This window comes from Aliivibrio sp. S3MY1 (genome assembly GCF_028765575.1).
In the GTDB taxonomy this organism is placed as follows: domain Bacteria; phylum Pseudomonadota; class Gammaproteobacteria; order Enterobacterales; family Vibrionaceae; genus Aliivibrio.
In genome coordinates this window covers 66,307-86,875 of the sequence record NZ_JARACO010000007.1, presented here as the reverse complement: position 1 = coordinate 86,875, position 20,569 = coordinate 66,307, and the positions used below count along the sequence as shown (strand labels likewise).

Annotated in this window: 17 protein-coding genes; 10 read left to right on the top strand and 7 right to left on the bottom strand. The window is 39.8% G+C overall.

What is annotated here, in order from left to right; translation table 11 throughout:
* Window positions 1-704 precede the first annotated feature (704 nt).
* Both fadI and fadJ read left to right on the top strand, forming a co-directional pair.
* A complete protein-coding gene (gene fadI, locus PVK62_RS06700) occupies window positions 705-2,033 on the top strand; it encodes an acetyl-CoA C-acyltransferase FadI (RefSeq protein ID WP_274443522.1) in 1,329 nt (442 codons plus the stop codon).
* Entirely contained in the window at window positions 2,033-4,132 is a 2,100-nt protein-coding gene (gene fadJ, locus PVK62_RS06695) for a fatty acid oxidation complex subunit alpha FadJ (RefSeq protein WP_274443521.1), read from the top strand. The genes fadI and fadJ overlap by 1 nt, the downstream gene beginning before the upstream one ends.
* 113 nt (window positions 4,133-4,245) lie before the next feature.
* On the opposite strand, the gene PVK62_RS06690 is transcribed toward fadJ, so the two are convergent.
* Window positions 4,246-7,023 (bottom strand): insulinase family protein, encoded by a 2,778-nt coding sequence (locus PVK62_RS06690; RefSeq protein WP_274443520.1) that lies wholly within the window; start codon window positions 7,021-7,023, stop codon window positions 4,246-4,248.
* A gap of 154 nt (window positions 7,024-7,177) precedes the next feature.
* Here PVK62_RS06690 and sixA point away from each other — a divergent pair, with 154 nt between their 5' ends.
* Window positions 7,178-7,648 (top strand): phosphohistidine phosphatase SixA, encoded by a 471-nt coding sequence (gene sixA, locus PVK62_RS06685; protein WP_274443519.1) that lies wholly within the window; start codon window positions 7,178-7,180, stop codon window positions 7,646-7,648.
* A 74-nt stretch (window positions 7,649-7,722) separates the two neighbouring features.
* On the opposite strand, the gene smrB is transcribed toward sixA, so the two are convergent.
* Entirely contained in the window at window positions 7,723-8,256 is a 534-nt protein-coding gene (smrB, locus tag PVK62_RS06680; protein WP_274443518.1) for an endonuclease SmrB, read from the bottom strand.
* 52 nt (window positions 8,257-8,308) lie between these two features.
* Here smrB and prmB point away from each other — a divergent pair, with 52 nt between their 5' ends.
* Both prmB and aroC read left to right on the top strand, forming a co-directional pair.
* A complete protein-coding gene (gene prmB, locus PVK62_RS06675) occupies window positions 8,309-9,241 on the top strand; it encodes a 50S ribosomal protein L3 N(5)-glutamine methyltransferase (RefSeq protein WP_274443517.1) in 933 nt (310 codons plus the stop codon).
* Window positions 9,242-9,853: 612 nt separating this feature from the next.
* Window positions 9,854-10,939, top strand: coding sequence for a chorismate synthase (gene aroC, locus PVK62_RS06670; RefSeq protein WP_274443516.1), 1,086 nt, complete (start codon window positions 9,854-9,856; stop codon window positions 10,937-10,939).
* Window positions 10,940-11,108: 169 nt separating this feature from the next.
* Here aroC and PVK62_RS06665 read toward each other — a convergent pair whose 3' ends face one another.
* A complete protein-coding gene (locus PVK62_RS06665) occupies window positions 11,109-11,750 on the bottom strand; it encodes a trimeric intracellular cation channel family protein (protein ID WP_274443515.1) in 642 nt (213 codons plus the stop codon).
* Window positions 11,751-11,957: 207 nt separating this feature from the next.
* On the opposite strand from PVK62_RS06665, the gene PVK62_RS06660 reads away from it, so the two are divergent.
* Together PVK62_RS06660 and PVK62_RS06655 are read left to right on the top strand one after the other, a co-directional pair.
* Window positions 11,958-12,488 carry an elongation factor P hydroxylase gene (locus tag PVK62_RS06660; protein ID WP_274443514.1) on the top strand — a complete coding sequence of 177 codons (531 nt, stop codon included), beginning with the start codon at window positions 11,958-11,960 and terminating at the stop codon, window positions 12,486-12,488.
* 7 nt (window positions 12,489-12,495) lie between these two features.
* Window positions 12,496-12,756 carry a YfcL family protein gene (locus PVK62_RS06655; protein WP_274443512.1) on the top strand — a complete coding sequence of 87 codons (261 nt, stop codon included), beginning with the start codon at window positions 12,496-12,498 and terminating at the stop codon, window positions 12,754-12,756.
* Window positions 12,757-12,846: 90 nt separating this feature from the next.
* Here the strand turns inward: PVK62_RS06655 and PVK62_RS06650 are convergent, their stop codons facing one another.
* Window positions 12,847-13,272 carry an HIT domain-containing protein gene (locus PVK62_RS06650; protein ID WP_274443511.1) on the bottom strand — a complete coding sequence of 142 codons (426 nt, stop codon included), beginning with the start codon at window positions 13,270-13,272 and terminating at the stop codon, window positions 12,847-12,849.
* Between the two features lie 78 nt (window positions 13,273-13,350).
* Here PVK62_RS06650 and lpxM point away from each other — a divergent pair, with 78 nt between their 5' ends.
* Together lpxM and clcA are read left to right on the top strand one after the other, a co-directional pair.
* Entirely contained in the window at window positions 13,351-14,292 is a 942-nt protein-coding gene (gene lpxM, locus PVK62_RS06645) for a lauroyl-Kdo(2)-lipid IV(A) myristoyltransferase (RefSeq protein ID WP_274443510.1), read from the top strand.
* A 251-nt stretch (window positions 14,293-14,543) separates the two neighbouring features.
* On the top strand, window positions 14,544-15,977 hold the full coding sequence (gene clcA / locus PVK62_RS06640) for a H(+)/Cl(-) exchange transporter ClcA (protein ID WP_338000109.1): 1,434 nt from the start codon (window positions 14,544-14,546) through the stop codon (window positions 15,975-15,977).
* Between the two features lie 70 nt (window positions 15,978-16,047).
* Here the strand turns inward: clcA and rlmA are convergent, their stop codons facing one another.
* A complete protein-coding gene (gene rlmA, locus PVK62_RS06635; protein ID WP_274443507.1) occupies window positions 16,048-16,860 on the bottom strand; it encodes a 23S rRNA (guanine(745)-N(1))-methyltransferase in 813 nt (270 codons plus the stop codon).
* 508 nt (window positions 16,861-17,368) lie between these two features.
* Here rlmA and PVK62_RS06630 point away from each other — a divergent pair.
* Entirely contained in the window at window positions 17,369-18,040 is a 672-nt protein-coding gene (locus tag PVK62_RS06630; RefSeq protein ID WP_274443505.1) for an oligogalacturonate-specific porin KdgM family protein, read from the top strand.
* A 156-nt stretch (window positions 18,041-18,196) separates the two neighbouring features.
* Here PVK62_RS06630 and PVK62_RS06625 read toward each other — a convergent pair whose 3' ends face one another.
* Both PVK62_RS06625 and PVK62_RS06620 read right to left on the bottom strand, forming a co-directional pair.
* Window positions 18,197-18,697, bottom strand: coding sequence for a YfbU family protein (locus tag PVK62_RS06625; protein ID WP_274443504.1), 501 nt, complete (start codon window positions 18,695-18,697; stop codon window positions 18,197-18,199).
* A gap of 104 nt (window positions 18,698-18,801) precedes the next feature.
* Window positions 18,802-20,556: a formate--tetrahydrofolate ligase gene (locus PVK62_RS06620; RefSeq protein ID WP_274443503.1), complete on the bottom strand. Its 1,755-nt coding sequence runs from the start codon at window positions 20,554-20,556 to the stop codon at window positions 18,802-18,804.
* Between the last annotated feature and the right edge of the window lie 13 nt (window positions 20,557-20,569).

The window sequence follows — 20,569 nt, the reverse complement described above, 5'->3', positions numbered from 1 at the left end:
TCTGGTCGAGATTTGCGCGTAAATAGCATCCTGAAATAATTAACTAGAGTTAAAGCTCTACTTTTTGTGCTATTTTAGTGTGTTGCTTTGTGTTTTAAGGTGTTGATTTTTAATGGTAAATATTAAAGTGAAACAACTATTAGAGCTTATACTCTACATTTGGTGCTTGAATGAATTAAATTGATGATAAGTTCATTATTTCTCGAGGTTTTTTAAGGGCTGTGTTAATTATTAGTAACAGATATGCCTTTGGTGATTAAATTAAGCGCAATTGATAAATTTTATCTTAAAGTAGGAAAAGAACATAAAATTGATCTATTTCAATAAATGAATTCTGAGACACGTTATAGTTGCTCTCGTTATCTGGTTGAGCAATCAACCCGTTGAGCAAGATAACATTTCCTTTTGAAGGCTGACTTTACTTTCTCCTTATCAGGTGAAACTGATTTTACAATTGGCTATATCGTTAATTGTTTTTTATTCTGACCACATCGATTGATGTGGTTTTTTTTTATCAAAATCGTTACTTGATGACATTTTGAACACTTCCATACTGCATCACACCACCTTTCCTAATATATCTGTTTTAGTGATTAATAATCCGCCGCTCACATTTCTACTATAATCCACTTTTTAATATTAACAAACTAGTTACAATTGAGGTCTGACCACTAATTTAGGTTGATATTATGCAAGGAGATGCAATGTCAAACGCCAAATTTTCAAAGACCTATCAGCCACTAACGACACGACAAGGTGATCGTATTGCGGTTGTTTCAGGCATTCGAACCCCATTTGCGAAGCAATCAACCGCTTTTATTTCTACGCCTGCGGTAGATCTCGGTAAGCTTGCAGTCAAAGCCCTAATGGATAAAACAGATATCGATCCTAAGTTGATTGATCAAGTTGTCTTTGGCCAAGTAGTGCAAATGCCAGAAGCGCCAAATATTGCGCGTGAGATTGTGTTGGGAACAGGAATGAACATCGCAACTGATGCCTACAGTGTCACTCGTGCCTGTGCGACCAGTTTTCAAACAACGGCAAACGTGGTTGAAAGCATCATGGCTGGCACGATTGATATTGGTATTGCTGGTGGTGCAGATTCATCTTCTGTGTTGCCTATTGGGGTATCGAAAAAAATGGCCACGACGCTGCTTGCCCTTAGTAAAACCAAAACAATGAGCCAAAAACTCTCTCTTCTTCGTCGCTTATCGATGAAAGACATTGCGCCAGTGCCTCCTGCGGTAGCGGAATACTCTACCGGGATTTCAATGGGACAAACCGCAGAGCAAATGGCAAAAAGTCACGGCATTACGCGTGAAGAACAAGATGCATTCGCGCACCGTTCACACTCCTTAGCCGCTAAAGCGTGGCAAGACGGGCTGATACAAGATGAAGTGATGACCGCATTTCCAGAACCGTATAAAACGTGGATAGCGCAAGATAATAATATTCGTCATGATTCCGAACTGGCAAGCTATGCCAAGCTTCGACCTGCGTTTGATAGAAAATACGGCTCAGTGACTGCAGCCAACAGTACGCCATTAACTGATGGCGGTGCTGCGATCTTATTGATGAGTGAAAAACGTGCCAAAGAATTAGGTTATGAACCATTAGGGTATATTCGCTCTTTTGCTTTTAGCGCGATCGATGTCCATAACGATATGCTAATGGGGCCATCTTATGCCACACCAATGGCACTAGATAAAGCCGGTATCTCTTTATCAGATTTAACGCTTATTGATATGCACGAAGCTTTTGCTGCACAAACGCTGTCTAACGTAAAAATGTTTGCGTCTGATAAATTTGCCAAAGAATTCCTAGGTAGAGATAAAGCCATTGGTGAAATTGATATGGATAAATTCAATGTACTTGGTGGTTCAATTGCCTATGGTCATCCATTTGCCGCTACTGGAGCAAGAATGATCATTCAAACGCTACGAGAATTAAAACGCCGCGGTGGTGGTTTTGGGTTAAATACCGCATGTGCCGCAGGTGGATTAGGTGCAGCAATGGTCTTGGAGGCAGAATAATGACGGCAGAAATTAATAATAATCGTATTGAAGCAGTAGAAAACACCAGTGCGTTTACCTGGTATAAAGATGATGCAAATATTGCTTGGCTGACGATGGATGTACCTAACGAAAAAATGAATACCTTAAAAGCAGCGTTTGCAGAGCAGGTCACTCAAGTTCTCAATGACATTGAAGCTCAACATTCAAGCATTAAAGGTTTAGTGATCCAATCTGGTAAAGCCGACCACTTTATTGCGGGTGCCGACATTAGCATGATAGCGGATTGCCAAAGTGCAGCAGAGGCACAAGCATTGGCTGAAAAAGGTCAGCAACTGTTTCAGCGTATTGACGATCTGCCATTTGCCACCGTTGCCGCAATTCATGGCCCGTGTTTAGGGGGGGGATTAGAGTTGGCGTTGGCCTGTGATTATCGTATCTGTAGTGATGACAATAAAACCAAATTAGGTTTACCTGAAGTGCAATTAGGGTTGCTTCCAGGCTCTGGTGGTACACAGCGATTGCCTCGATTAATTGGTTTACTTTCAAGCTTAGATATTATTTTGACGGGTAAGCAATTAAGACCTAAAAAAGCCTTAAAACTAGGCGTTGTTGATGCGTCAGTACCACAAACTGTTTTATCTCGAACGGCTGCTGAATTTGCACTAAAGAAAAAAGCAAAAACAAAAGTAGCGGCGAAAGAGTGGGCGATATCAAGAAACCCTATTGGCCGTAATGTGATTTTTTCTCAGGCAGAAAAACAAGCCCAGAAAAAAGCTCGTGGTAACTATCCGGCCATTGCGGCCATTTTAGATTGTATTGAATATGGTTTAGATAAAGGCATTAAAAAAGGATTACAGCGAGAAGCCGAGCAGTTCGGTAAACTTGCTATGACGTCAGAATCCGCTGCACTGCGATCGCTCTTTTTTGCAATCACAGAGATGAAGAAGGAGAAAGGCAGTGATGCTGAACCTAAGGTTATTCATCGAGTAGGTGTATTAGGTGGTGGATTAATGGGGGGTGGCATTGCTCATGTCTCTATTGCTAAAGCTAAAAAGAACGTCACGATAAAAGACATCACTAACGATGGGTTACTAAACGCTTACCAATACCATTATCAGCGTCTAGATAAATTAAGAAAACGTCGAATAATCAGTAAAGCCAAATTACAGCAACAGATGCTGCAATTAACGGGCGTGACGGATTTCACCGGATTTAAAAAATTAGATGTGGTGGTAGAGGCCGTCTTTGAAGATCTCACTCTAAAACAAGAGATGGCAAAAGCGGTACAAGAGCAAGGAAAAGAGGAGGTAATATTTGCCACCAATACTTCTTCGCTTCCCATAGGCCAAATAGCAGAAGGGGCAAAAAGCCCTGAAAATATTATTGGTCTGCACTATTTTAGCCCAGTAGAAAAAATGCCGTTGGTCGAAGTGATACCTCATCAAACCACCAGTGATGAGACGATTTCTACTGTGGTCTCTTTAGCGAAGCAACAAGGTAAAACGCCGATAGTGGTTAAAGATTGCGCTGGCTTTTATGTAAACCGAATTTTAGCGCCTTACATGAATGAAGCGGCAAGATTACTATTGGCGGGTGAGCCGATGGAAGTCATTGATGAAGCTTTACTCGACTTTGGTTTCCCTGTTGGGCCAATTTCATTATTAGACGAAGTGGGTGTGGATATTGGCGCTAAGATCATGCCGATATTGGAAGCTGAACTGGGAGATAGATTCCGCAGTCCTGATGTGTTCCAAACCTTAATTGATGATAAGCGCTTAGGTAAGAAAACTAAGCATGGTTTTTATGTCTATAAAGGGAAGAAGAAAGAGCCAGCTCAAGACGTCTATTCGTTGCTAAACATTAAGCCTCAATCACAACTAACTAAAGATGAAATAGCAATGCGTTGCGTATTACCTATGCTATCTGAAGCAAAACGTTGTTTAGATGAAGGGATTATTCGTTCAGAAAGAGACGGCGATATCGGCGCTATTTTTGGTATTGGTTTCCCTCCATTCTTAGGTGGGCCATTTACTTATATGGAAAGCCTTGGCGAAGAGAAACTGACAGCGTTAATTGAGAAATATGCAGACAAATATGGCGACCGTTTTTCCCAATAAAAAATAGCGTACTTGTTTAAATAAGTGATACAAAAAAAGCCATCATAATGTATTCATTATGATGGCTTTTAAGTTTATAGAGTATCGGATTGATTAGATTTGATAAATAAAGCCTATCCGAGATTTACATCTTTAGCTCTAAGCTGAAATTCATCAATAGAATCAATCTCAAGACCCACATCTAGACGATCATATTGCTCGTGCTCTGTGCCTTGGCAATGCATGATCAAACGATTCGCGGTTCTTGGTTTTAAAATACCCACCACAAAACGCAGCATTTCAGTACGAGTTAAACTTTTTAGATCTTCTGTTACTCGTTCTTTATGATCAAAATTCAAATCTTTATTACCAATACAAGCCCACAAACGTTGTGCGCGTCCACGCAGGTTGGTGTCTGGATCTGATATTTGGTCAATTAACCCTTGTTTACTGCTTTGCCATTGCTCTTCATTTAACTCTAATAACACCATATAAAAGGCATTTAAAAATTCATCAATAGAATCTAATAATAGCGCGGGTGGTGCCATTGGGGATTGAACATATAAGATCAATCCTGGATGTTTATTTAGCGGCAAATTACCAGTTCCGACCATATAGCCCAATTGCTGCTTGGTTCTTATCTCATGAAAGAAAGAGGCTGACATTAAATGGTTTGCTAAGGTATACAGGGCAAAGCTTCGAGGATCTTCTTGTTCAGATTGATAGTAAACTAAAAGTGCAGAATCAGAATGATCACAAAACAACTCACGTTGGAACGTACCAGAATTACCTAGCATGATAAGAGGACGGAAAGACTCTTCATAAGTTTGGTTTTGCATTCTTAGGGCATTTTTAAGTGAATCACCTAAATCAAATGCCTGTTGTTTTGACCAATCGCCATAAACAAACATCTCTACGTGTAATTCTGCAAACATCGCTTGAACAAAATTAGGAAGATCATCCGCTTCAATGCTTTCTAATGCTTCAATAAGCACAGGGTATGGCGGGTTATTTGGCTGTAAGATCCCAGATAGCGCATTAAATAGCTGCGATATTGGACGTTCTTTTGATGCGTTACTCCAATGGCGGATTAACTGATCTTTAATGAATTTAAAACGTTCAACACTGAACTCACGAGTGGTGAAGCGCTCTAATATTACATCAAGCAATAATGGTTGCTTTTGACTAAAACCAGATAAAGAGAGAGTTACCCCACCTTGGTGACAATAAAGGTTGTAGCCCATGCCTGCAATTTCAGCTTGGTAAGTTTGTTCACTTAACGCATCCATCAGCATCTCGACGCATAAGCGAGTTTTTACAATTTTTCTAGGATCAGAAATTGAGTGAGGGCTGTCGATAGCAATATAGACCATGCCTTTTGGTACTCGAAATTCGTCTTCTTGTTTATGCCATAAACGAAAACCGGGTAATTCTTCGATTAAGATTGGATATTCTGTTATTTCTTCGAGTTGCTGCGGCTCAAGATCGTAACAAATATACGGGTTTTGCTCTGGAAGATGCAGTTCTGGATGTAACTCTTTGGTATTCCAAGCAAGAAGTTGCTCTTGGCTAAGAGGGGAGACAGAGTAAGGTGTTTGATACCATTTATCCTTACGGTCATACACGAGATCTTGAGCAACCAAAGTAATGCGCATTTTTTCTGGCGTAAATAAGCTCAGTAACTCTTTAATCTGTTGTTCATGGTAGCCTTCCATCATGTAATCAGCGCACATGACATCTTCGGCATGATAGCGCTGTAAGTTCATCACCAAATGGCTGACTACATCAAGAGGTTTACTCTTTTCTTGAAACTGAAAAGCCGATTCTAAAACCGCTTTTTTCTCGCTGTAACGCCACTCGTCAAACCCTTGTTGTTTAATTAATTCAATGTATTGAAATGTGGTTTTAATTATCTCATCAGTGTGAGAAAGCCCTTTTTCTGTCAGGTTGTAAGATAGAGTGAACTCTCTGAAATTACTGCCACTGACGCCACCACCTGCGGTTAATGAATTGATGTAACCTAATTTTTTTAAATACAGCATTAGGCTTCCATCACCTTCATAACCAAGAAGATGACCAAGGTAGTTCAACGGTTTGGTTTTATAGGAATGGTCTTGATTTGGTAAGTGAAAAGCAAGGCTTAGCTTACGTACCTCTTTAAGTGGCTCGATATTAATCCAGCAGCCTTGTTCTTTTTCGGTAACGTAAGGAACGTCAATGGTTTTATGACCCAGATTTTGGTTCGGAATAGAGGCGAAAGATTGCGTAGCTAATAGCTCTAATTCACACAGCGGGCGATTCCCCAAAACCACCGCTGTCATTAAATCAGCAGAGTAGTGTTGTTGATAAAAGGCCAGCATTTCATCACGAATTGAAGACGTGTCGCTATCGGCTAACGTATCAATACTGCCGACGGAGAACTTTGAAAACGGATGCGCTTGGTTGATGGTTTCTTTATGAACTTGATAAATTCGGCGTACATCGTCTTTCAGTTTTAATTTATATTCTGAATCAACGGCTTGACGCTCTTTGTCTACCGCTTCTTCATTAAACAGAGAGGCATAAAAGAATTGCCCAAAGCGATCAAGACCTTCTTCAAACGCATGGTGCGAAATTTCAAAGAAAAAAGTAGTGTGCTCAGTGCCTGTCCATGCGTTATTTGAGCCACCTTGTTGATTAATGAAGGCGTGAAAGTCACCGACCTTTGGGTATTTTTCAGTACCAAGAAACAGCATGTGTTCTAAAAAGTGGGCAAGGCCTGGGCGATGTTCTGGGTCATCAAAATGACCAACATTGACAGAAAGTGCAGCGGAAGAGCGAGGGGCTGCATCATCTTGAATAAGTAGTACGGGCAGCTTGTTATCGAGTTCAATGAAACGATAATGTTTTTTATCATTAGGGCTGATATGCACAGGGTGCTCCTGTTTGAAGGCGAAAACCAACGTTATTATTCTATTTATTTAAACAATTATGGCGCTGATACCACAGACTAGCAAACTCTCTCTTTCCTCTTTTTCGTTTTGCTTGCTACTATTGTGAGGTTAGTAATGATTTGAGAATGAATAAATGAAAGTATTCATAATGCGTCACGGCGAAGCAGAAGCGTACGCCCCTTCTGATGAAGAACGCAATTTAACGTCACACGGTGAGAGCCAATCTACGAAAATAGCGCATTGGTTAATGAAAACACATGATGTCACGTTCGATTACGTATTAGTGAGTCCGTACATCCGAGCTCAGCAAACTTGGCAAACCATTAAGCCTATTTTGAATGTGGTGGATGCGAAAGTTGAAACCTCTGATGAGATCACGCCATACGGTGATTCTGATGATGTCGTGGAATACGTGAAAGCGTTAGGTAGCGTTGCAGAAATTGAAAATATTTTAATTGTTTCTCATCTGCCTCTTGTTGGATATTTAACGGCGGATTTTGTGCCTGGGATCATGCCACCAATGTTCCCTACATCAGCGATATCTTGTGTTGAGTATTCTCACACGACAGGGAAAAGTGAATTGTTATGGTTACAACAGCCATAAAATACTAGCGAAGTACCTTAAAAAAGATCCCTTTGCATCGGCTATTATGATGCTTTTTGGGATCTTTTTTGTGCTTATCTTTCTGGGATCGAGAGTAAGACTAAAATTGCTCCAGCCCCCCCAAACTCTAAAGGCGCTTGGTGAAAGGCCATTACATCAGGGTGTTGAGCAAGCCATAAAGGCACTTTTTGTTTAAGAATGTGCTTTCCAATACCGTGCATAACACTGGCACATGAAATATTTTCTTTTAAACAATAGGCAATCATTGAGCCTAGCTCTCGTTTGGCTTCATCTTGTTTCATGCCGTGCATATCTAAAAAGACATCAGGGACATAAACACCACGTCTTAGGCGTTTCACTTCGTATTTTGATACATCATCACGGGCATAACGAACGGGACCTTCTGTATTTAGAAGTGGTACAAATTCGTCAGAAAAGAAAAACTCTTCATTTTTCCCTTCTTTTAATGATTTTCTTTGCTTTTGTTGTTCGCTAAAGTTCTTACTCGGTTGATGGATTATGGTATCCTGTTGCAACTTTTTAGAGCCTTGTACTGCTTCACGGAACAGCGAAAGTTCGTCATCTGATAGGTGGTCGTTTTTGCTCATTTTTAAATTCCAATAATTAACAGCAGTATTATAACTTGTTTTGGGGGCAATTTTGGATAAGATTTTTGTAGAAGAGGCCGTTTCTGAGCTTCATACGTTACAGGACATGTTACGTTGGACGGTAAGTCGTTTTAATGCTGCAGGTATTTTTTATGGCCATGGCACAGATAACGCATGGGATGAAGCCGTTCAATTAGTGCTTCCTACGCTGTATTTACCTATTGATGTACCGGCTCATGTACGTGAATCTCGTTTAACATCTACAGAGCGTCTACGTATTGTTGAGCGTGTTGTGCGTCGTATTAACGAGCGCATTCCAACCGCTTACTTAACCAACAAAGCGTGGTTCTGCGGTCTTGAATTCTTTGTTGATGAGCGTGTACTTGTTCCTCGCTCACCAATCGCTGAATTGATTGAAGCACAATTTGAACCATGGTTGAAAGAAGAGCCAACTCGCATTATGGACCTTTGTACGGGCAGTGGTTGTATTGCTATTGCATGTGCTCATGCATTCCCAGATGCCGAAGTAGATGCGATTGATATTTCAACTGACGCGTTAATGGTGGCAGAGCAAAACGTTCAAGATCACGGTATGGAGCAGCAAGTGTTCCCTATGCGTTCTGATCTATTACGAGATATTCCAAAAGATCAGTATAACTTCATTGTTTCAAACCCACCGTACGTGGATGAAGAAGACATGAATAGCTTGCCTGATGAGTTTGAGCACGAGCCAGAATTAGGGTTAGCAGCAGGTACTGATGGTCTTAAATTAGTTCGTCGTATTCTAGCCAATGCACCAGATTACTTAACAGATGATGGTTTCTTGATTTGTGAAGTGGGTAACTCTATGGTTCACATGATGGAGCAGTACCCAGAAATTCCATTTACGTGGATTGAATTTGCTGAAGGTGGACATGGTGTATTCATGTTAACTAAACAACAGCTTCTTGATTGTGCTGAAGAGTTTTCTCTTTACCGCGATTAAGTTAGAAATACTTAAATCATGATAAAAAGCCTAATGCTCGCATTGGGCTTTTTTTATGCGTTTTTACTTTGTGACATAGCAAAATCAAGGCGATTACGAAGTGTTTTTTGCTTTTCGCTGATGTTATTTTTACGTAATGCTTTTTTTACTAGACGAAGTAGTTTCATTTTCTTCTCTTAAATCGTTAATTATATTGGATAATTAGCAGGAATTATGCCAATTATTTTTTTATATCCATTTATTAAGAATTTCATCCATAAGTTGCTTTATTTATCAAGTCTTTCGTACTTTTTTTCGGCTTTTGGCTCATAAATGAGTCAGGTGTTAATTATACGTTGTGATATGGATTCCAGTAAAGGGATATTCCTCAAATTGAGAGTTGTATCAATTAAAATGTATTTTTGGAGCGAGGTCACAAATTGCCGCTTTTGTTTTTTTAATCCTAATTATGGCAAAGAAAATTACGAGTAAGAAAAAGGTGCATCCACTAATTTAGAGAGAAAGCATTGCTAGGGGGTTTACTCTTACTGAGATTCAAGACAATATGGTTTTATTGAAAACTGATTAGTAGTCAGTTAATTGTGGCGAATCACTTTATTTACAGAGGAAGTAATGGCTGGAAACTCTATTGGACAACATTTTCGAGTAACAACGTTTGGTGAAAGTCATGGTTTAGCTTTAGGCTGCATCGTGGATGGCTGCCCTCCAGGGTTGGAATTGAGCGAAGCGGATCTACAAATTGATTTAGACCGTCGTAAACCGGGTACATCAAAATACACCACTCAACGACGAGAAGCCGATGAAGTTAAAATTTTATCGGGTGTATTTGAAGGTAAAACCACAGGTACTTCAATTGGTTTGTTAATTGAAAATACCGATCAACGCTCTAAAGACTATTCTGAGATTAAAGATAAGTTCCGCCCAGGACATGCAGATTACACTTACCATCAAAAATATGGACAACGCGATTATCGTGGTGGCGGTCGCTCATCAGCTCGTGAAACAGCGATGCGTGTTGCAGCAGGTGCAGTTGCTAAGAAATACTTGAAACAAGAGTTTGGCATTGAAATTCGTGCTTACTTATCACAAATGGGTGAAGTCGCGATTGATTCAGTTGATTGGAATGAAATTGAAAACAACGCCTTCTTCTGTCCTGATGCGAGTAAAGTTGACGCCTTTGATGAGCTTATTCGTAAGCTAAAGAAAGAGGGTGACTCTATTGGCGCTAAAATTACCGTGGTTGCACAAGGCGTACCGGTTGGTTTAGGTGAACCTGTTTTTGATCGTTTAGATGCAGATGTTGCCCATGCTTTAATGGGAATTAACGCAGTTAAAGGCGTTGAGATTGGCGATGGCTTTGACGTGGTTCAACAACGTGGTTCAGAGCATCGTGATCCATTAACACCTGAAGGCTTTAGCTCAAACCATGCTGGCGGTATTTTAGGTGGTATTTCATCTGGCCAAGATATCGTGGCTCATATTGCACTAAAACCAACCTCTAGTATTACTGTCCCGGGTGAAACGATTACTCGTAGCGGTGAAAAAACAGAGCTAATTACTAAAGGTCGTCATGATCCTTGTGTTGGTATTCGCGCGGTTCCGATTGCAGAAGCGATGTTAGCGATTGTGGTTATGGATCATCTCGTTCGTCACCGTGGTCAGAACTTCGGTGTGCAAACTGAAACGCCAAAGATTTAGGGTTAGAGTTGGGGACTCGTTTTTAGGGACGAGTAAGAGTGTGTTAAAAGCGGAAATAACGGCCCGATAATCCTATTTAAAGTTAGAAATAAAAAGAGCCAGATCGAGGTTATATTCGGTCTGGCTCTTTCTGATCTTATTTGACCCTAAAATCGAGTCTCTTTACGATTTATCTTTTTTCAATCGTTGATGGTTGCTCTTCTGTAATATCCAAATGGAATACCGGTAAACACCACCCAAATTTAACCGCTGCCATCCGTGCAGAGAAACCAATAATGATGGTCACAATGGTGGTTATCAACTCATCAACACCAAAATGAAGTAAGCCAATGTATAACACGGAAGATAATAAAGAGACGGATGCGTATAGCTCTTTATGTAATACCATCGGTTGTTGGCTACAGAATAAATCTCGAAGTAAACCGCCAAAGATGCCTGTTACGATAGCGGCAACAACACAGATAAAGGGATGTAGCCCCATATCTAACGCAATTTGAGAGCCGATAATACTAAATACGATAAGACCAATCGCATCAAGTAAAACAAAAAAACGGTGATTTTTAGCTACCCAAGGACCAATCCAAGTCGTTAATACACCGGCAATGCAAGTGATAACCAAAAAGTGTGGATTCTTTACCCACCCAAGAGGATAGTGTCCAAGTAGGATATCTCTTACAGTACCACCGCCAATCGCCGTAGCGCTAGCGACAAGCATTACGCCAAACCAATCCATTTTTTTCTTACCGGCAGCTAATGCACCTGTCATTGCTTCAGCGGTGATCCCTATAATATAAAGAATTGTTAATAACATTTGCTAATACCAAAAAGTGCCAGTAGGAGAGAATTTATAGAGAGATTTTATGAAATGTTGACGCTTATTACGAATGAAAAAAACTATTCTGAAAATCTTTTCATTAGATAAACTTATCCGATAGGGGTTTAAGATAGAAGAGAAAGACAAAATTGAGAACTCAGGGTAGAATAGCCATCAATTTTATGGTTATACGGCACAGCATTTATGCATCATCAGTACCAAGATTTAATTTCTATTTTTAATTCAACATTTTCTGATTCATTTAATACTAAGCTTGAATTAGGTGGTGATGAACCTATCTATTTACCTGCTGATAATGACGTTAATTATCATAGAATTGTTTTTGCTCGTGGTTTTTATCAATCAGGCATGCACGAAATTGCTCATTGGTGTGTTGCGGGCCCTGAACGTCGTCTACTGGAAGATTTTGGTTATTGGTATGAACCCGATGGCAGAACAGAGCAAGTTCAATCTGAGTTTGAGAAAGTAGAAATTCGACCTCAAGCGTATGAGTGGATATTATCATTAAGTGCGGGTTTAAAATTTAACGTGAGTTGTGACAACTTAAATGGCGATTTTGAACCAGATCGTTTAGCATTCATGGCTAAGGTACATAATGAAGTGATGGGGATTTTAGATAATGGATTACCTCCGCGAGTTGAAGCATTATCAAATGCGTTGCGTGAGTTTTATCAAGTCACCCCACTAACGAAAGAACAATTTATTGTCCAATAGGAAAAAGATGATCATTGAATTTGAAGAAAAAATGCTTGAACTGATTGATGCTCGTATCGAAACAGCATCGGATGATGAGTTGTTTGCTGGTGGCTATTTACGAGGTCATATTTCACTGTCTGTCGCTAAATGTGAAGAGCAAGGCGTGAGTGACACTGAAGTATTAAAAGCACATATCAATGATAGTCTTGACGCGGCAAAATCAGAATTAGCACCCGCTGATCGCATTATTGTTGCCGATCTATGGGATGAGCTTCAAAGCGCATAATAGATAGATGTACGGAATGTAGAGTTAAAGAAAGGCAGCGTTAAATAAGAGCTGCCTTTTTTATGTCTACTGTTTTAATCAACCAACAAATTAACGCTTAAAACCAGAGATAGCATCAAGTTTATCGCGCAGTTGATACACTAATGTAGTTTGAGCTGATTGCGCTCTGATCTCTCCATTAGTATTTCCCCAGACAGGACCTGGCCATGCGATATCAGTGATAAAGCGTGCAATATGGTGAATGTGTAACTGAGGAACTAAGTTACCTAGTGCTCCGATATTAATTTTATCTGGTGTGAAGTTATCTTCGAGCAGTTGAGCAACTGAACTTGATTCTTGAATAAATTGAATTTGCTGCTCTGGGGTCATATGGTGAATTTCTTTTAAGTCTTCAATTCGAGGCACTAAAATTACCCAAGGGCCAATGTTTTCTTTAATGAGTAAAACAGAACACAACGGAAGATTGCCCAAAAAGATGCAATCTTGTTGTAAACGGGGGTGTAATTGAAAAGCCATTTGTATTTCCTTGGTTTCTATCAGCAATGCTTTGTTATATCATAATCGGTTCATAATAAAGAATAAGTGAAGCAATTCATGAGTGAAAAAGTCGATAAAAACGTTTATAACCCCACTTTTCAATGGGCATTTCTTCATCCTAAATACTGGCCAACATGGTTAGGAATAGGGTTTGCTATTATTTTGGCTTTCATTCCGTTTCGATTACGCGATAAATTAGCAGCACAAATTGTAAAATTAGTTCTTAAGAGACCAAGTGGTGCTATTAAGCGAGCTAAGTTGAATATTGCGACTTGTTTTCCTGAAAAATCAGAAGAAGAACAGAAAAAATTGCTTGAAGATACCTATATTACAGGTGCTCAGGTGATGCTTGGTTTTTCTGAGTTGCTTGTTCGCAGTCGTAAGCATAATGAAGGACGCGGGATTTTTGTTGGTGCAGAAAATCTATTCCCTCTGCTTGAGCAAAAAGAAAATATTATTATTTTAGCGCCGCATGCTTGGGCTATTGATTTTCCTGCGATTCTTTTGGCTTCTCGTGGCTATCAGGTAACGACCATGATGAAACCTCAGAAGAACCCAATAACTGATTGGTTGATGCATGTTCAGCGTATGCAATATGGCGGTAAGATTTACGCTCGCAGCGCGGGGATCAAACCGTTAATCAAAGCGATTAAAGAAGGCTACTTAGCGTATTACTTACCTGATGAAGATCATGGTCCACAAAATAGTGTATTTGTTCCTTTTTTTGCAACACAAAAAGCGACGTTAAAAGGCTTTGGTAAACTGGCTCGTTTATCAAAAGCGAAAGTGGTTCCAATGTTACCATCGTATAATGCAGAAACAGGGCAGTTTGAGATCATTACATTACCAGCGATTGCGGACTTTCCATCAGGAGATGAAGAGACCGATGCTCGTGCAATGAATATTGCGATTGAGCAGCTGGTTACAGAGCGTCCTGAGCAATACATGTGGGTGTTAAATTTACTGCGTTCTAGACCTGACGGTAGTCGTTTATATTAACAATTAGTTATTCAATGTATTTTTAAGCCCGTAGAATTTACCGTTCTACGGGTTTTTTATTTTTATGAACTTTGTAACGAAAAATGAAGAAGTGATTTATTTGATTTATATCAAAGGTCGATCTTGGTCATTTAATCAATCTAAGTTTTTGTAAATGGTTAGGGTCTATCTATTGCTGAAGCGTATAATTATTTGTGTTCTTATTTTAATAACGCTGCCAATGCTCTTTATGTGCTAAGTTGATACGATAAATGCCAAAATCACCCAATTTTCGTTTTTTTCAAGGTGGGATGCTAAAGCATCGTACTACGCCTAAATTTCTAACCACACAAACTGATTATTATGCACTGCTTTTCTTATCGGCATTGGTTGGTGGTATTGCCGGGTCTGTCGTCGCTTTATTTGAAGCCTCAATTCGATTGATCAGTGAACAGCGCTTCAACTTCATTCATTCATTTCCTTATTCTGAGTATTTAGCGCCCGTTGCTGCAGTATTAGCGGGGGCGGCGATGGCTGCTGCTGGCTTTTGGCTTACTTTTCGATTTGCACCAGAGACCGCGGGTAGTGGGATCCCTCATATTGAAGGAGCTCTAGATGGCACTCAAGAGATCCGTTGGGCTCGTGTATTACCGATTAAATTTATTGCAGGCACATTAACGATTGGTTCAGGAATGGTGCTTGGCCGTGAAGGACCATCGATTCAAATTGGTGGTGCGGTTGGACGAATGATCGCATCTAAAGGTAAACGCTTTACTCACTCTTCTCATATATTAACAGCAGCAGGGGCAGCAGCAGGTTTAGCGGCGGCTTTTAATGCACCTCTTGCTGGTATTTTGTTTGTGGTTGAAGAGATGCGTCCTCAGTTTCGTTATAACATCACTTCAATAAAATGTGTGACATTAGCCACAGCAGTAGCAACCATTGTGATGCGCTCTTTACATGGCCAAGAAGCATTTTTGACGATACCAAGTTTTGATGTTCCACCATTACGCTCACTGATTCTTTTTGCCATTCTGGGGATTATCTTTGGCATTATTGGGGTGAACTTTAATAAATGGATTTTAAAAGGAACGAGTAAGGTTAAAGACTTACACCAAAACAAATTGTCTCGCATTGTGCTTATGGGCGCAGCGTTTGGCGGCACTTTTGCTTTATTGCATTTAGTGGCACCTAAACTATCTGGCTGTGGGATGGAAATCATTACCGAGATGTTTTATAGCCCAATGGCATGGATGATCATGGTCGGATTTTTCGTATTGCGTGTCATTGTAACGGTCGCTTGTTTCTCATCGGGAGCACCTGGTGGTATTTTTGCACCAATGTTAGCGTTGGGAACATTACTTGGTTTATCTTTTGGTGTGGTAATGGCTGCTTGGTTCCCTGAGTGGGTTTCAGAGCCTGGCGTCTATGCGATTGCTGGAATGGGGGCGTTATTTGCTGCAACAGTGCGAGCTCCTGTAACGGGAGTCATTCTTGTCGTAGAGATGACGAATAATTATCAGCTGATACTGCCCTTACTTGTGACAACGTTAGGAGCCACTTTTATTGCTCAAGCACTTGGTGGACAGCCCTTGTATTCTGCACTTTTAAAACAGTCTTTGTTGAAAGATAAGGCGCTAAGAGCTGAAGATAGTGGATTACAGAAGGTAGACCAAAGTACGAATGTAAATATAGAAAATAAGTAATTTCATTTTAATGTGATAAGTAACCATCTGAATTTTCATCCTTCAGATGGTTATAATAATGATAAATAAACTATGCTTTTTTATACACTCTAATCATAAAATCCGCTTTACAATCAAATTCTGATTTGTTTTGTAGATCAGTTTTAAATTCAGCAGTTGCTTTCCATGCAAACGGCGTCATATCCAATAAATGCAGAGCTTCTAGACCGTTTAGGTGCATATCGTAAGTTAATTTTTTCTCTTCAATAAGATCAAATCCGATGAGATCTTCTGCTTCTTCGTCATGTAGACGAACATCACCATAAACACCTTCACGAAGTTCATATAGATGATGGCTTGCTGGCGTTACGGTAATTAGGTAGCCATTTTCTTTAATTGTGCGATGCAATTCTTGTGCTTTGCATGGGGCATAAATTCGAACAATACCATCTAAACTTAGATCAGAGAAAGGCAAGCGGTGGCTTGAAGCGACGCTAAATTGGCAATTTAGATAACGTTTTGCAGCATACTTAATGGCAATCTTTGATATATCAAGCCCATAGACATTCGCATGTTTACCATCAAGTTGCTCAGCAATCCTTGAGGTGTAATAGCCTTCACCACAGCCAATATCAAGTAGGCTGGCTGAATCATCGGTTATGTATTGTTGACATAAATTAGCAACATGTTGCTGCATCGGTAGATAATGCCCAGCCTCTAGAAAAGTACGTCTTGCTTGCATCATCTCTTTATTATCACCAGGATTTTTAGAACGCTTATGGTGAGCTGGCATCAGGTTTACATAACCTTCTTTTGCATTGTCAAACTGATGGTTGTTTTCACAACGATATTGGTTGTTAGTAAGAGGCAATTCGCATTGACATAAAGGGCATTGATAAGACATAACCAGACCTGAAATTAGATTAGGGCTGCAGTGTACTTCTTCATTTCTAGAATAAAAAGACCCACTAATAAAAAATCTCTGCGTCTATTTAATTTTAATCTCAAAATTAATAGTGTGACTCACGTCAAATACGCCGCCTAATAGAAGCTAACAAGACCTTTTTTGTTATCAAAATATAGAGATCATGATCACTATTATTGTTAATTATCCCTATGAAAAAGGTGGTCTCACCATTGGTTTTTGACATAAAGTCTAAATTATAAAAGCAACATTTATATGTATCTTATTGTTTTAAATTAATTTATGTATTTTCACATAGGCTGTTTTTGAAGTTGATCAAACTCTGAATGGGATTAATTTTTCAGAGTAAATTAATAGGGCATCATTTATCTCAACGGATTTAGAGAAATATTAATGGATTACGACATTTTGAGAGCTTGGTCTTTATATATTGATAGTCTCAATAGAAAAACCAAGCCAAACAGTTTTAATATATAGGGTATATCACATGAAAAAATCAACACTAGCATTTATCGTTCCTGCAATTCTTCTTTCTGGTGCAGCAATGGCTGACTCAACTTATGTCACTGGTAACGTACAAGCACATGATAGTGACCTACATGGCTCTGGCATGACATCTACGCTAGAAGCGGGTCATACGTTTGATAATACCTTTGGTGGTCTTACACTATTAACCGAGTTCGATGGAATTCAACTAGGCACACTAAAAAATGATGATGGTGTTAAATCAAACTCTCCAGCATACGTAACATTGGGTGCTGAGCAATCATTCGCGATTAATGAAAATTTATGGATGGCCGTTGGTTACCATCACTTAATGGCGAACGGTAAGGAAGTACAATACCGACCATTAGTGAAAATTGGGTACAACTTCGATAACGGTATCTCTATATCTAACCGTACACGTGCTCACATTGATGCAACTGATGGCGATGCAAAAACAGATTATCGTATGGATAACCGCGTAGCATATACATTACTTGAATCTGAACTAACGCTAAGCTACAACAACGTATACATGATTGAAGGTGAATCGATGGATCATGAGCTTCGTGCTACTTGGAACAAGAAAGAGGGTGTTCAACCCTACATTGAGTACCGTAACCAAGCTGACAATTACAACAACGCATTCGTAGTTGGTGCTTCTTACAGCTGGTAATCTTTGCATCTAAACCATGATTAATCATGCAAATCCTCACTGATCCGTCAGTGGGGATTTTTTGTTTATATAGTAATAAAACACACACATAAAAAATCCCCGCAAGAGCGAGGATTTTAATCGGTTACTTATGTTTAGCGCTTAGCTATATAGACATTAAGCGTTAAAGATTTGCGCCATTTCTGTTGAGCATAAGTGGTATTGACGTGGACAGTTGCGCCATGTCGTCAGCATACGACGGTATTTATCCATCATCGGCATTTGGCTGTTAAAGTGATGATCCGCTTTATCAAACTGAGGGTATAAGCCTTCAGAAGTTGTTAGAAAACGAACGTAGTTCACTTGCTGCGCTTCTGTTGCAATATCAAAGCCTAAAAACTGAAGACGACGTGCATCTACCTTTGCCTGGCATTCAGGAACCAACATATTGTAAGACTCTTGCATTGCATGGTACATCTCCATAAAATCGATGATCTCACGACATTCTGCTTCTGTAATGCAACCAAAGTCTTTATCTAATTCACGGATTTGCAGTTCATAGCCACGCTCAACAATCAGTTGTTGGCGTTGATATTTTTCTGCATTTGCAGGATCCATCTGTGACATCAAATAATACTGGTTAGAAAGAATTAAGCGTTGAGCATTTGTCATATCCATCTGGATAACCTCAAAAAATTATAAGTAAAATTGTATAAAAAGTTGAAGCTAGATTAACAGTAAATGTAGCACATAGAATATGATCTATATTAAGTTATGTGATCTTAGCTAAGTCCAGTTATGTTTCCATGGGTATCAATGTCTAAATTCATAAATGCTGGCTTTTCTGGTAAACCTGGCATGGTCATGACATTGCCACACAGTGCGTATATAAATCCAGCACCGGCACACAGTTTTAACTCACGGATAGGAACGATGAAATCTGTTGGAGCACCTTTGATATTACCATCTGTTGAAATCGAAGCCGGTGTTTTTGCCATACACACAGCTAAAGATTGGTAACCTAACTGCTCAAATTGTTCTAATTGCTGCTGTGCTTTCTCAGATAATTCGATTCGCTCAGCGCCATAACCTTTAATTGCGACTGCATTTAACTTATCAAATAAGCTCATATCACTGGTATATAGCGGTGTGAATTGAGTTGTTTTTTTACAAGCAGCAATCACTTTTGAAGCTAACTCTTTTGCGCCTTCACCACCTTTAACGAACGCTTCACTAATAGAAACATCGACATTGGTTTCTGATGACAATGCAGTAATCCACTGCTGTAAGAAATCTAATTCTTCTTGAGTGTCTTCAGGGAAGCGGTTAATCGCTACAACAACAGGTAAGCCATATTTAGCACAGTTATTAATATGCCATTGTAAATTATCCAAACCTGCATTTAACGCTTCTTGGTTTGGAGTAAATAGGGCTTTAGGTAAGGCTTGACCTGGAGATAATGGAAATAAACCAGAGTTTGCTTTAATGCCTCGAAGTGTTGCAACAAGCACGGCACAATCAGGTGCTTTACCGGCTAATGGCGCTTTAATATTGCAGGCTTTTTCTAATCCCATATCTGAACCAAAGCCGCCTTCGGTTACCGTATAATCAGTCAGTTTTAAGGCGATATTGTCGGCAATAATAGAAGAGTTGCCATGAGCAATATTGGCAAAAGGACCTGAGTGAACAAAAGTCGGTACGCCTTCTAGCGTTTGCATTAAGGTTGGGTTGATAGCAAATTTCATGGTTACTGTCATTGCGCCAGCAACTTGCAGATCTTCTGTTGTTACAGGCTCACCATCCAAATTATAAGCAACCACGATACGACCAATGCGTTGACGTAAATCTTGAAGATCGCTCGCCAGTGCCAGAATAGCCATCAATTCAGAAGCGGCGGTAATATCAAAACCATCTTCACGTTGATAGCCGTTAATGGTTTTTCCCTCTTCATTATTGCCAATAGTGACCATACGAAGGGCACGATCGTTATGATCCATGACTCGTTTCCAAACCACTCGTTCAGGATCAATTCGTAATGCTGGAAGATCGTTTTTTTCAGAGAACAGTTCATAGCCTAGGCGTTGCTCATGATAAATACGAGCATCAATGGCAGCTGAAGCTAAGTTATGTGCAGCGGTAATCGCATGAATGTCGCCTGTTAAGTGAAGATTTAATTCTTCCATTGGAGCAACTTGGCTATAACCACCACCCGCTGCTCCACCTTTTACTCCAAACACAGGCCCCATTGAAGGTTGACGAATACACGCACTGACGGATTCGCCTAATTTTGCTAGGCCTTGAGCTAAGCCTATTGTCGTCACTGTTTTACCTTCACCGAGTGGCGTTGGTGTGATAGCACTGACTAAAATTAACTTACCATTTGGTTTATCTTCAAGGTGTTTTAAGGCGTCAATATTGACTTTTGCCTTATAGCGACCCTGTGGTGTAATGTCATCATCATGCAGCCCTAAGCTTGACGCAATCGTTTTCATTCTAATAAGTGTCGCAGTTTGGCAAATTTCAATATCGCTTTTCATAATAACGGGAACC